Below are 11,340 nucleotides of genomic sequence, written 5' to 3'. Positions count from 1 at the left end.
CTCGCGGCGACGGTCATTGCCATACTGGGGACCGAGATCGATCCGCGGCTCCGGTGTTGTCCGGGCCGGGAGTCGGAAGTTCGAAGTCCACGATCTCGCCGGATCGCCTAGGGCAGCGTGGCAGGGTGTGTGCGGCGGGCGATCAATCGGAGGTAACCACGTTGACGAGTTCGTTGAATGGGCATGGGCGGCAGGCCGGTGCGTCGGCCCTGCTACCCAAGCGTTTCCATGCCAAGGTGGAGGTCCGCTGGTCGGATATGGACGCCTTCCAGCACGTCAACCACGCCCGCATGGTGACGCTGCTGGAGGAGGCCAGGATTCCCTGGCTGTTCGACGACGGGCGCCCCACCGTCGCGCTGCGTGAGGGCTGCGTGCTGGCCGATCTGCGGGTGCGCTACCGCGGGCAGCTGCGGCACGAGGACACCCCGCTCGACATCTCGATGTGGATCGAGCAGTTGCGCGCGGTCGATTTCACCGTCGCCTACGAGGTGCGGGCCGCCGGTGCGGCGCCGGATTCACCGGCCGCCGTGATCGCCTCCACCCAGCTGGCGGCCTTCGATATCCAGACCCAGCGCCTGCGCCGCCTGACCGAGGGCGAGCGCGAATATCTCAGCGAGTGGATGTAAGTCCGGTAGTTTCGATCGAGTGACGGCGGAGTTGTGGTGCGGGTAGGGCGTTCGTGATGGCGGAGCAGCGGGTGCTGCACGTGGCCGACCCTGCCGAGCGGGAGAACCTCGCCACCTTCCTCGGCCGCGCGGTCCGCTTGGATCCGGCCGCCGTGGTGCGCCTGCGCCGCCGCGGCGCCACCCTCGTCTCCGCCTGGGTGGCAACCGGTTTCGAAACGCTCGCGGTGCGCACGGTGGTCGCCGAACTCGGGGTCGACGACGTCACCGTCGGCGCGGACCTGGTGCTCGCGGGCCTGCCCTCCGGTAGCCCCGTCGACCTGGGCTACTCGATGGATTCGGCCTGGCGCGGCGCGCTGCCGCCGGTGGACGGCTTCGCGCACGTCGACGACGTGCCGGCGCGCACCCTGGTCGAGCTCGCCGAGCGCGGTGCGGAATTGGCCAAGGAGCACGGCAGCGCGCACGGCCCGCCGGCCGCGCTGCTCGATCAGACCGTGCTCACGGTGTCGGCGCCGGGGCTCGAGGTCGAGGTGCCGATGCGGGTCGTCTTCGCGCTCACCGCAATGGATTTCATCCCGCACTCGGGGGAGAAGGCGGAATCCCGCCGCATCCAGCCCACCGAGATCGTGCGCGTGCGCGCCACCCGGACCTGGCTGCGCATCGATGCGCGCTACGGCTCGGTTGCCCGCCGCCGCGCGGGCGCGATCCCGCTGTTCCCGAACTGACCCGGCTCAGGCCACGCCGAGCAACCGCAACCCGGCGGTCGTCACGGCCGCCGCCAGGATCACGATCAGCAACGGCCAACGCCGCCAAGCCAATACCCCGGCCACCAGCACCCCGGCCGGCAGGGCGGCACCGACATTCCCCTCGGTGAACGGCAGCGTCTCGACCGCCACCAGCGCGGCGAGCAGCACCGTCGCGCCCACTTCGAGCAATCGCTTCGCCCGGTCCGGGAATCGGATCCGGCTGCGCAGGGCCGGGCCCAGCCAGCGGAAGGTGTAGGTGCCGATCGCCAGCGCGACGATCCCCGCGATCAACATCAGCGCGGCACCTCGGAAAGCTGTTGTGGCGCGGTCTCGGTCGCCTCGGTGGACCGGGTCGTGAACGCCGCCCACAGCACCCCCGACAGCGCGATCAGCACCGGCAGGCCCGCGGGCAGGAACGGCGCGGTCACCATCGCGACCGCGACGCCGACGCAGACCGAGCCGAGCGTGGTCCGATCGCGCAGCGCGGGCACCACCAGCGCCAGCAGCACCGCCGGGAACACCGCGTCGAGCCCGAGCGCCGCGGTGTCGGGCACGACCGTGCCGATCAGCGCGCCCAGTACCGCGCCACCCGGCCAGGCCAGCAGCACCCCGATCCCGCACACCCAGTAGACGACCCGCTTGCGCGCGGTATCGGACTCGGCCAGCGCCAGCGCGACGGATTCGTCGTTCATCAGGTGCACCCCGAGTGCGCGCCGCCAGCCCTGGCCGACCACCTCGTCGGGCACCGACAGCCCGTAGGGCAGGTGCCGGGCGTTGACGACGAGCCCGGCCAGGACGGCCGCGATCGGGCTGCCGCCACCGGCGATGATGCCGATGAACAGGAACTCGGCCCCGCCCGCGAGCACGGCGAAGCTCAGCGCCACCGGCAGCCAGAGTGGAAGCCCCGAGCTGATCGCGGTGGCGCCGTAGGACAACCCGATGACCCACACCGCCAGCAGCACGGCCGCGATACCGGAGGCGGTATCCCGGCCGAGTGTTCGCCATATCGAACGCATGTTGTTTATGGTGAACGCTCGGGGCCGGGTTAGTCAACACGGCTCCGCGCGCCGGAACGCGGCGCGGCTAAACTCGGCGTTCCGACGGGAACGGGAGCTGGGATGGTGCAGGACGAGCCGATGACGGCGTCACCACAGGCGGTCATCGCCGAGTCGCTGCGCCGCGAGCGCGCCCGCACGGGGCTCTCGCTGACCGAGGTGGCGCACCGCGCAGGGGTCGCGAAATCCACACTGTCGCAACTGGAATCGGGCAGCGGCAACCCGAGCATCGAAACCCTGTGGGCGCTCTGCGTCGCCCTGAACATGCCCTTCTCGCGCCTGCTCGACCCGCCGCGACCCAATGTGCACGTGATCCGCGCGGGGGAGGGGCCGCGGCTGGCGGCCGAGCACGCCGACTACAGCGCCACCCTGCTCGCGGTCAGCCCGCCCAACAGCCGGCGCGACCTGTTCCGGATCACCGCCGAACCCGGCCACGCCCGGGTGTCGGATCCGCACATGCCCGGCTGCACCGAGCATGTCCTGCTCGGCAGCGGACGCGCGCTCGTCGGCCCGGTCGAGGCCCCGGTGGAACTCGGCCCCGGCGATTACATCTGCTACCCGGGTGACGCGCCGCACGTCTTCGAGGCCCTGGCATCGGGCACCTGGGCGACGCTGGTCAACGAGTACGCGCCCTAGGCGGCGCCCTCACCGAGGTACTGCAACCACACCGGATCGAGCTCGGTGGAGGTCGACAGCAGCCGCCAGTGCGGCCCCTTCGGCGACACCAGCGGCGAGCGCAGGGTCCACCCGAGTTCGCTGAGCATCTTGTCGGCTTTGCGATGGTTGCAGGGTGCGCAGCTGGCGACGCAGTTCTCCCAGGAATGCTCGCCGCCGCGGCTGCGCGGGATGACGTGGTCGATGGTCTCGGCCTTGCCGCCGCAGTACCCGCAGCGGTAGCGGTCACGGTGCATGAGCGCGGCCCGGGTCATCGGCACGCGGGCGCGGTAGGGCACATGCACGTAGTTGCGCAGGCGGATCACCGAGGGCACCGCGACCGCGGACTCGGCGGAATGCACGACCGGCCCTTCGGCACTGTGATGCACGGCGTCGGCTTTGTCGCAGATGAGCAGGACGACCGCGCGGCGCGCGGACAGGGCGGTGAGCGGCTCGAAGGTGGCGTTGAGAAGCAGCACCCGGCGCTTCAACCAGTGGACGGGCTCGGAGGGGACGGCGGTGAGGTGCGGACCGTGATGAGCCTCACCGGAGCGATGGGCCCCGCCCGGATGATGATCGGACAAGATATGCAGCGGAGTAGCCCCCGAGCCACGATTGTGGACGTCGGCGGGCTGGAGTTGTCGGTGCGTCCGGGCCTCGTGTGGGCGGCCGTGCCGTTGTTTCATGTGCGGACCCCGTTCTCGGGAAGGCCGACCGCGTCGGCTTCAAGATCGTGTGGTAGTCAGCAGGGACTGACCCCAATATGACCATGGAAACCGGCTGATTGCACGGTGATTTCGCACAATGTTCGGTTAACTGCGACTGAAGTGCTGCCGCAGCGCTATCCGGGGAGGTCCACCGCCGGTGCCGCACTCGATAGCGGCGGGCACAATGGACACGGCGAATACCGCGAATCGAGAGGCATTGATGACTTCCGGAGAGCAAGCGACGTCGTTCTACCAGGCGGTCGGCGGGGAGGAAACCTTCCACCGCATCGTCGCGGCGTTCTACCGCGAGGTCGCCGCCGACGAAGTCCTGCGCCCGCTCTACCCGGAACAGGATCTGGGCCCGGCCGAGCGCCGGCTGCGCATGTTCCTGGAGCAGTACTGGGGCGGCCCGCGCACCTATTCCGACGAGCGCGGCCATCCCCGCCTGCGCATGCGGCACCACCCCTTCAAGATCGGGCCGGTGGAGCGCGACGCCTGGCTGCGCTGCATGCGCATCGGCGTGGCCGAGATCGGGCCGGAAACCCTGGACGACGCGCACCGCAAGCAGCTGCTGGACTACATGGAAATGGCCGCGAATTCGCTGATCAACAGCGAGTGGTGACTTCCGCGCCGCGTCGCCTCAACGTTTTCGACTCATAGTTTTGGCACCATGGCGGTGTGACCGACTCCGATCGCGAAGCCCAGCCCTGGTGGCGTTCCGCCGTTTTCTATCAGGTGTATCCCCGCTCGTTCGCCGACGGTGACGGTGACGGCATCGGCGATCTGGCCGGGGTCCGGGACAAGCTCGGCTACCTGGAATTGCTGGGTGTCGACGCCCTGTGGATCTCCCCGGTGATGCGTTCGCCGATGGCCGACGGCGGCTACGACGTGTCCGATCCGCGCGATATCGATCCGCTCTTCGGCGGGATGCGCGCGCTGGACACCCTGATCGCGGAGGCGCACGTCCGCCGGATCAAGGTCACGATGGACTTGGTGCCCAATCACACCAGCGCCGAACATCCCTGGTTCACCGCGGCTTTGGCGGCCGCGCCCGGCAGCCCGGAGCGGGCGCGCTATCACTTCCGCGACGGGCGCGGGCCGGACGGCGCCGAGCCGCCGAACAATTGGCCGAGCATTTTCGGCGGGCCGGCCTGGACGCGGGTGCCTGCGGCCGACGGCAGACCCGGGCAGTGGTACCTGCATATCTTCGCCCCGGAACAACCCGATCTGAACTGGGATAACCCGGACGTCCTCGCGGATTTCGAGCAGACCCTGCGGTTCTGGCTGGATCGGGGCGTGGACGGATTCCGCATCGACGTGGCGCACGGTATGGCCAAACCCGAAGGCCTACCGGATATGCCCGAGGTCGACACCTCGCGATTACTGGCGCACGACAGCAACGATCCCCGATTCAACAACCCCGGTGTCCACGAGATCCACCGCCGATTCCGCAAGGTGCTCGACGAATATCCGCGCGCGGTCTCCATCGGCGAGGTCTGGGTCGACGACAACGTACTGTTCGGCGAATACGTGCGTCCCGACGAACTGCATCTGGCGTTCAATTTCCGGCTCGCCGAGATCGGGTTCGAGGCCGCCGCGGTGCGCGACGCGATCGAGAATTCGCTGGCCGCCGTGCAGCCGGTCGGCGCACCGCCGACCTGGACCCTGTCCAACCACGATATCGAGCGTGAGGTCACCCGCTACGGCGGCGGCGCGGTCGGAGTGGCGCGCGCCCGGGCCATGATCCTGGTCGAATTGGCGCTGCCCGGCGCCGTCTTCATCTACAACGGCGCCGAACTGGGCCTGCCGAATGTCGACGACCTGCCCGAGGCGGCGCTGCGCGATCCGATGTGGGAACGCTCCGGGCACACCGAACGCGGCCGCGACGGTTGCCGGGTGCCGATGCCGTGGGAGGGGGACGCGCCGCCGTTCGGCTTCACCACCGGCGAGCCGTGGCTGCCGATGCCGGCCGACTGGGCGGCGCTGACCCCGGAGAAGCAACTCGAGGATTTGGGGTCGACCGTCTCGCTGTATCGGATGGCGATCGAATTGCGGGGCATGCGGAAAGAATTCGCGGGCGCGGACCTGGCGTGGTTCAGCACCCCCGACGGCGTCCTGCAATTCCGGCGGCCCGGCGGAATGCTCTGTGTCCTCAATACGACCGGCGCGCCGATCCCCCTGCCCGCGGGGGAATTCCTGCTGGCCAGCGTGCCGCTGGAGCTCGGCCACCTGCCGGCGAACGCCGCGGCCTGGCTGGTGTGACCGGACACGTGCGGGTGGTAGCTGAACTACTACACGCGATCGGATACCGTTGGCGTCGTGAGCATTCTCGAGACAGTGCTGATCTTCGTCGGCATTCCGCTGGTGATCTACGGCGCGATCGCCGGATTGTCGTATCTCGGTAAGCCACTCGCCGGTGAGAAGCCGGCCCATTTCGACCTCGGTCAGAAGTGGACGCAGCCGCCGGTGCTGTGGAGTGCCACCGACGAGGTGACCGGGCACGGTCACCACACTGAGTCGCATGGCACCCATGCGGCCATCGAATCCACCGGTGTGGAGCTGATCGGAGGACGGGCAAGTGGCAGGTTCTAAGTGGCCCGCGGTGGTCGAGTCCGATCTACCGCACGGGTACGCACTGACCAGCAGCGGACGGGTGTCCGGCGTGCACGAGGCGGGTGACGTCTTCTACGAGGCGCCGTTCAGCGATCACGAGCGCCTGCTGCTGGACAACGTCCTCACCGAAGCCACCCGCGCCACCAAGGTGCGCTTCAACGTCTACATCGGCGATCTCGGCGCCGATCCGGCAGCCGGTGCGGACGCGGTCTTCCCCTCGACCCCCGAGGCCGCGCGCTCGGTGCTCGTCGCCGTCTCGCCCAACGACAACGCCATCGAGGTGCGCTCCGGCCACGAGGTCGCCGACCGCGCCAACGATCGCGTCTGCCAGCTCGGCGTGACCGCCGCCAGCAGCTCGTTCCGGCAGGGCGAGCTCATCGACGGCCTGGTCTCCGCGATCCGCGTCATGGCCGCCGCGATCGGCCGCTGACCCCTTCGCACCACAACGGCGTGCGCAGTCCTTTTCGAAGGGCCGCGCACGCCGTTCGCGTTATCCGGTGCTCCGCGCGCGGAACTCGGCCGGGGTCTGCCCGGTCCAGCGCTGGAAGGCGCGGCGCAGCGCGCGGGCGTCGGCGTAGCCGAGCCGGGTCGCCACCGAACCGACCGGCAGCGCGGTATCGCGGAGCAGCGCGGTGGCTTTGGCCAGCCGGGCGGCCTCGACCTCGGCCCGCCAGCTGGTGCCGTGCTCGCCCAGGCGGCGCTGCAGGGTGCGTGCGCTCATGGCCAGGCGCTGCGCGACGGCGTCGAGACCGAGTTCGTCGCGCGTCAGTGCGTCGGCCATGGCGGCGCGGAACAGGTCCGGCCAGCCGGGGATGGTCTTGGCGGAGTCGAGGGTGAGTCCGGCGTGGCTCCGGATCAGGTGTCCGAGGTGCGGATCGTTGCCGGTCGGCAGCTCGGCGGCGTCGAGGAAGGTGAGTTCGCTGTGTGGCGCGTCGAAGTCGATGCGGCTGGTGCCGAAGGCGTCCACCAGGTGGCGGTAGCGCCCGCGCGGCGGGTGGCCGAGCCGCACCCGGACCGGCGTCATCGGGCGGCCGGTCGCTTCGCGAATCCGGCGCAGCAGCAGCGAGATCGCGAATTCGTTGGTGGCGCCGATGGCGGCCTCCGGCTCGATCCCGGTGTAGCGGACGGTGAGTAACCGGCCGTCGTCGAGGACCGACAGGCCGACGGCCGGGTCGGTGATGGTGGCGTGGAAGTCCGAGGCGGCCGCCAGGCCCTCGCGCAGGGTTTGCCCGGTGGTGAACAGGTAGTCCCACACCTGCAGGCTGCCCAGCGCGGCGGCGGCGCTCACCCGGAGGCCCGCTTCCGGCCCGGCATGCGCCTCGATCAGTTCCCAGATCCGGAACGGGGTGGCGACCGGCACCCGGATCAGGTCGTCGGCGAGCAGCGCCGGATCCAGTCCGCGCAGGTGGGCCAGTTCCGCCGGTGCGACACCGGCGTGCAGCGCTGCCGTGTGAATCAGCCGGATCAACTGAATCGGCACCGTGCCCTCTATCACCGCCGGAGCATATCGGGCGGTGGCGTATTCGGTCCCCATCGTGACGTGCGCGGTCCCTGCCCGGGGCCCGCGGCCCGGCCTAGATTCGAAGGGCGCGCCGAGTCGGCCGCATTTCCGACAGCGACTTTCGCAGAGCGGGAATAGCTTTCACCGTACTAACCGTTTAAAGTTGTATTAACGGTTAGTCGACTCGGCCGTTCGCCGACCGACCCCGACCAAGGACGACCATGACCAGCTATCAGATCTGCGCCCGCTCCGGCAGCCTGCGCGAAATCCCGCCCTACGACCGGGATCTGAACACCCCCACGCCGGAGTTCGACTACTCCGTTCCCGGCCTACCGAAGAACGCCATCGACGGCCAGATCGCGCGGCGATGACGATGCGGCGCGAACACCTGGCCTGGGCGGGGCTGGCGGCGATGACCGTCTCGTTCGGCCTGAACTTCTCGATGGGCGTGTTCTTCGCGCCGACCGCCGCGTCCTACGGGGTCAGCGCCACCGCCCTGGCCGTCGCGGCGGCGCTGGGCACCACGGTGACCGGGCTGGCGCAGCCGTTCGTCGGACGGTTACTGGACCGCGTCGGCGCCAGGGCGGTGCTGGTCGGCGGGCTGGCGCTCATCTCCGGCAGCTACCTGCTGCTGTCGATGGTCCGGGGGACCTGGCAATTCGTCGCGGCGTACATGGTGCTCGGCGGGCTCGGCTTCGCCGCCTCCTCGACGCTGGCCGTCACCACCCTGATCGGGCGCGCCCTCGGTGACCGGGTCGGGCCCGCGCTCACCCGGGCGGCGATCGGTATCAATCTCGGGCAGTTGATCGGGCCGTGGGCCGCGACCGCGCTGTTCGACCCGATCGGCGTCCGGGCCACCTACGCGCTGTTCGGGGCGGTCGGGCTGGCGGTCACCGGCATCCTGTGGGCCGTGCTGCCCGGCGATCAGGTGTCGAGTCCCGTTGCGGGACAGGCGGAATCACTGTCGGGCCGGGCGCGCGTGCTGGTCTCGTTCGGCCTGCACTCGGCCACCCTGTACGTGGTGATCCTGATGTTGCCCCGGCATGCGATCGAGGAGGGCTGGTCGGTGGTCGCCGCCGGGCGGTTGGTGGCGCTGGCCGCGCTGGCGGCCGGGTTGACCGCGCTGGTCATGGTGCGGCTGCAACGCCAGTTTCGGCCGGAAAGCCTGCTGCGCGGCCTGTATCTGGTGCGGATCGCCGCTCTGGCACTGGCGATCTCGCCGCTCGGCTCGGCGGCGCTCGGCGTGGTCGCGGTGCTGTTCGGGGCCGCGTCCTTCCCGATCATCCCGCTCACCATGGCGGTGCTGTCGCGCGGGCTGGACCCGGCGCGGATGGGCCGCACGCTGTCCCCGGCCTGGGTGATCCACCAGCTGGCCGCCGCGGCGGGCCTGGCCGTCGCGAGCCTGATCCACAGTCAAACCGACAGTTACCGAGGGTATTTCGCGCTGGGACTCGGCTTCAGCGTCGCGGCCCTGCTGTTGCTCGCACCTGCCCGGGCCACCGCCGCGGCGCTGCCGCCTCGATTCCCGGGCGAGCACGAGGCGCGAGTTGCCCACTATTCCCGATAGCGCCCGCCACCACTTCGTGCCGTGGCGATTCCGTCAAGAACTAGGAGAAACGCACATGACCGCAGTACGTCACAACACCGTCGAGATCCAGGGTCTACCGGTGTTCTACCGCGAGGCTGGTGATCCGAGTAAGCCGACACTTGTTCTGCTGCACGGATTTCCGACGAGCTCGGCAATGTTCCGCAACCTGCTGCCCGAGTTGGCCGCCGACTATCACCTGATCGCGCCCGACCACATCGGGTTCGGGCAGTCGGCGATGCCCGCGGCGCAGGCGTTCGACTACACCTTCGAAAAGCTCACCGAGATCACCCTGGAACTGCTGGACACGCTGGGTATCGAACGTTTCGCCCTCTACATCCAGGACTACGGCGCACCGATCGGACTGCGCATCGCCGCCCGCAATCCCGCCCGGGTCACCGCGCTGATCACCCAGAGCGGCAACGCCTACCTGGAGGGCTTTACCCCGTTCTGGGAGGTGCTGTTCGCGCACGCCGACGATCGTGCCGCCCACGAGGCGCAGGCGCGTGAGCTGCTCACGGCCGACGCCACGAAATGGCAGTACACGCACGGTGTTCCGGCCGAGCGACTGGCGCTGATCAGCCCCGACACCTGGACCCTGGATCAGCACTATCTGGATCGGCCGGGCAACAAGGAGATCCAGCTCGACCTGTTCGCGGACTACAAGGTCAACCTCGACGGCTACCCGGATTTCCAGAAGTATTTCGCCGAGCACCGGCCGCCGGTCCTGATCACCTGGGGCGAGCACGACGAGATCTTCGGCCCGGACGGCGCGCGGGCGTTCCTGCGCGACCTGCCCGAGGCCGAACTGCATCTGCTGGACGCGGGGCATTTCGCGCTGGAGACGCACGGACCCGAAATCGCGGCTCTGATCCGGGATTTCCTGGGCCGGCACCTCGGCGGCTGAGGCGATGCGGCGCGCGCACCCACCCGGTGCGCGCGCCGGTCGCGTCGACGGGACTGCTTGGCGCACGGCATTTTCGGGCTTGCGCCATGGCGAATTTTCCGGGCACGTTGGGAGGATGAAGATTCTTGTCACGGCTGCCACCGGCAATATCGGGCGCAAGGTCGTCGATCATCTCCTCGCCGCCGGCGCCGAGGACGTCCGCGCGCTGTCCAACCATCCGGAGCGGGCCGCGTTCCCCGACGGCGTAGAAGTGGTGCGTGGATATCTGGGCAAGGTGTCCACGTTGCCCGAGGCGTTCGAGGGTGTGGACCGCGTGTATCTGGCCCCGGTACTGGAAACCGTCGAGGCAGTCGTCGAGCTGGCCGCCAAGGCCGGTGTCCAGCACATCGTCGATCTGTCCGGCGACGAGAACACCGACTGGCAGCCGATCGCGCGGGCCGTGGAGGGCTCCGGTCTCGCCTGGACCCACCTGTACGCCGGCGAGTTCAGCGAGAACGCCGTGGGCTGGGCCGAGCAGATCCGGCAGTCCGACCAGGTGCGGGACCCGTTCCCCGAGGCCGCGAACGCGCCGATCACGATGGACGACATCGCCCGCGTCGCGGCGACGGTTCTGCTGTCCGACGGGCACGCCGGCCGGATCTACGAACTCACCGGGCCGCAGACCCTGACCCGCGGCGAGAAGATCCGCCAGATCGGCGCGGCACTCGGTCGCGACCTCGACGTGGTGACGATCCCGCGCGCCGATGCGATCCGGCTGTTCGAACCGGAAATGGGTGAGTACGCCGAGTGGTATGTCGACGGCATCGGAAGTACCGTCGCGCACCCGCAGCAGGCCAACACCGTCGTCGCGGAGATCACCGGCACGGCCACCACCTTCGCCCAGTGGGCGGCGGCCAGCGTCGAGCTGTTCCGCTGAGCACGAAAAGGGCCCGTATCCCACGGGATACGG

General features: G+C 69.6%; 15 protein-coding genes. 11 read left to right on the top strand and 4 right to left on the bottom strand.

Annotated elements, in window-relative coordinates; translation table 11 throughout:
- Positions 1 to 209: 209 nt before the first annotated feature.
- Entirely contained in the window at positions 210 to 626 is a 417-nt protein-coding gene (locus AB0H76_RS30900; protein WP_357330930.1) for a thioesterase family protein, read from the top strand.
- 56 nt (positions 627 to 682) lie between these two features.
- Entirely contained in the window at positions 683 to 1,348 is a 666-nt protein-coding gene (locus tag AB0H76_RS30895) for a hypothetical protein (protein ID WP_357330545.1), read from the top strand.
- A gap of 6 nt (positions 1,349 to 1,354) precedes the next feature.
- Here the strand turns inward: AB0H76_RS30895 and AB0H76_RS30890 are convergent, their stop codons facing one another.
- Positions 1,355 to 1,663, bottom strand: coding sequence for an AzlD domain-containing protein (locus AB0H76_RS30890; RefSeq protein WP_357330544.1), 309 nt, complete (start codon positions 1,661 to 1,663; stop codon positions 1,355 to 1,357).
- On the bottom strand, positions 1,663 to 2,385 hold the full coding sequence (locus AB0H76_RS30885; protein ID WP_357330543.1) for an AzlC family ABC transporter permease: 723 nt from the start codon (positions 2,383 to 2,385) through the stop codon (positions 1,663 to 1,665). The genes AB0H76_RS30890 and AB0H76_RS30885 overlap by 1 nt, the downstream gene beginning before the upstream one ends.
- A 120-nt stretch (positions 2,386 to 2,505) precedes the next feature.
- Between AB0H76_RS30885 and AB0H76_RS30880 the strand changes: the two genes are divergently transcribed.
- Complete coding sequence (locus tag AB0H76_RS30880) at positions 2,506 to 3,060, top strand: XRE family transcriptional regulator (RefSeq protein ID WP_357330542.1); 555 nt, start codon at positions 2,506 to 2,508, stop codon at positions 3,058 to 3,060.
- Here AB0H76_RS30880 and AB0H76_RS30875 read toward each other — a convergent pair.
- Positions 3,057 to 3,764: an HNH endonuclease gene (locus tag AB0H76_RS30875; RefSeq protein ID WP_357330541.1), complete on the bottom strand. Its 708-nt coding sequence runs from the start codon at positions 3,762 to 3,764 to the stop codon at positions 3,057 to 3,059. The genes AB0H76_RS30880 and AB0H76_RS30875 overlap by 4 nt on opposite strands.
- A gap of 241 nt (positions 3,765 to 4,005) precedes the next feature.
- On the opposite strand from AB0H76_RS30875, the gene AB0H76_RS30870 reads away from it, so the two are divergent.
- Genes AB0H76_RS30870 through AB0H76_RS30855 form a run of 4 tightly spaced genes read left to right on the top strand, consistent with a single transcriptional unit; the run spans position 4,006 to position 6,828 of the window.
- Positions 4,006 to 4,407, top strand: coding sequence for a globin (locus AB0H76_RS30870; RefSeq protein ID WP_357330540.1), 402 nt, complete (start codon positions 4,006 to 4,008; stop codon positions 4,405 to 4,407).
- Between the two features lie 56 nt (positions 4,408 to 4,463).
- Positions 4,464 to 6,047: a glycoside hydrolase family 13 protein gene (locus AB0H76_RS30865; RefSeq protein ID WP_357330539.1), complete on the top strand. Its 1,584-nt coding sequence runs from the start codon at positions 4,464 to 4,466 to the stop codon at positions 6,045 to 6,047.
- 57 nt (positions 6,048 to 6,104) lie between these two features.
- Positions 6,105 to 6,377, top strand: a complete 273-nt coding sequence (locus AB0H76_RS30860; protein WP_357330538.1) for a hypothetical protein — start codon at positions 6,105 to 6,107, stop codon at positions 6,375 to 6,377.
- A complete protein-coding gene (locus AB0H76_RS30855; protein WP_357330537.1) occupies positions 6,364 to 6,828 on the top strand; it encodes a DUF5130 domain-containing protein in 465 nt (154 codons plus the stop codon). Before AB0H76_RS30860 ends, AB0H76_RS30855 begins: the two co-directional genes overlap by 14 nt.
- Before the next feature lie 60 nt (positions 6,829 to 6,888).
- Here AB0H76_RS30855 and AB0H76_RS30850 read toward each other — a convergent pair whose 3' ends face one another.
- Positions 6,889 to 7,893: an AraC family transcriptional regulator ligand-binding domain-containing protein gene (locus AB0H76_RS30850; RefSeq protein WP_357330536.1), complete on the bottom strand. Its 1,005-nt coding sequence runs from the start codon at positions 7,891 to 7,893 to the stop codon at positions 6,889 to 6,891.
- Between the two features lie 227 nt (positions 7,894 to 8,120).
- Between AB0H76_RS30850 and AB0H76_RS30845 the strand changes: the two genes are divergently transcribed.
- The 4 genes from AB0H76_RS30845 to AB0H76_RS30830 all read left to right on the top strand — a co-directional run bounded on the left by AB0H76_RS30845 (position 8,121) and on the right by AB0H76_RS30830 (position 11,307).
- A complete protein-coding gene (locus AB0H76_RS30845; RefSeq protein WP_357330535.1) occupies positions 8,121 to 8,270 on the top strand; it encodes a hypothetical protein in 150 nt (49 codons plus the stop codon).
- A complete protein-coding gene (locus tag AB0H76_RS30840) occupies positions 8,267 to 9,466 on the top strand; it encodes an MFS transporter (RefSeq protein WP_357330534.1) in 1,200 nt (399 codons plus the stop codon). Before AB0H76_RS30845 ends, AB0H76_RS30840 begins: the two co-directional genes overlap by 4 nt.
- Positions 9,467 to 9,521: 55 nt before the next feature.
- Complete coding sequence (locus AB0H76_RS30835) at positions 9,522 to 10,391, top strand: alpha/beta hydrolase (RefSeq protein WP_357330533.1); 870 nt, start codon at positions 9,522 to 9,524, stop codon at positions 10,389 to 10,391.
- Positions 10,392 to 10,506: 115 nt separating this feature from the next.
- Positions 10,507 to 11,307 (top strand): NAD(P)H-binding protein, encoded by an 801-nt coding sequence (locus AB0H76_RS30830; RefSeq protein ID WP_357330532.1) that lies wholly within the window; start codon positions 10,507 to 10,509, stop codon positions 11,305 to 11,307.
- Positions 11,308 to 11,340: the final 33 nt, after the last annotated feature.

Source organism: Nocardia sp. NPDC050712, assembly GCF_040654295.1.
Taxonomy (GTDB): domain Bacteria; phylum Actinomycetota; class Actinomycetes; order Mycobacteriales; family Mycobacteriaceae; genus Nocardia.
Note: the sequence above shows the minus strand (reverse complement) of the source record. Positions and strands in the feature narration are given on the sequence as shown.

Bases quoted from the DNA above. Each gene is read 5' to 3' on its own strand.
- AB0H76_RS30895 (WP_357330545.1), top strand. From the start codon at position 683: ATGGCGGAGCAGCGGGTGCTGCACGTGGCCGACCCTGCCGAGCGGGAG.
- AB0H76_RS30890 (WP_357330544.1), bottom strand. From the start codon at position 1,663: ATGTTGATCGCGGGGATCGTCGCGCTGGCGATCGGCACCTACACCTTC.
- AB0H76_RS30885 (WP_357330543.1), bottom strand. From the start codon at position 2,385: ATGCGTTCGATATGGCGAACACTCGGCCGGGATACCGCCTCCGGTATC.
- AB0H76_RS30880 (WP_357330542.1), top strand. From the start codon at position 2,506: ATGACGGCGTCACCACAGGCGGTCATCGCCGAGTCGCTGCGCCGCGAG.
- AB0H76_RS30875 (WP_357330541.1), bottom strand. From the start codon at position 3,764: ATGAAACAACGGCACGGCCGCCCACACGAGGCCCGGACGCACCGACAA.
- AB0H76_RS30870 (WP_357330540.1), top strand. From the start codon at position 4,006: ATGACTTCCGGAGAGCAAGCGACGTCGTTCTACCAGGCGGTCGGCGGG.
- AB0H76_RS30845 (WP_357330535.1), top strand. From the start codon at position 8,121: ATGACCAGCTATCAGATCTGCGCCCGCTCCGGCAGCCTGCGCGAAATC.
- AB0H76_RS30840 (WP_357330534.1), top strand. From the start codon at position 8,267: ATGACGATGCGGCGCGAACACCTGGCCTGGGCGGGGCTGGCGGCGATG.
- AB0H76_RS30835 (WP_357330533.1), top strand. From the start codon at position 9,522: ATGACCGCAGTACGTCACAACACCGTCGAGATCCAGGGTCTACCGGTG.
- AB0H76_RS30830 (WP_357330532.1), top strand. From the start codon at position 10,507: ATGAAGATTCTTGTCACGGCTGCCACCGGCAATATCGGGCGCAAGGTC.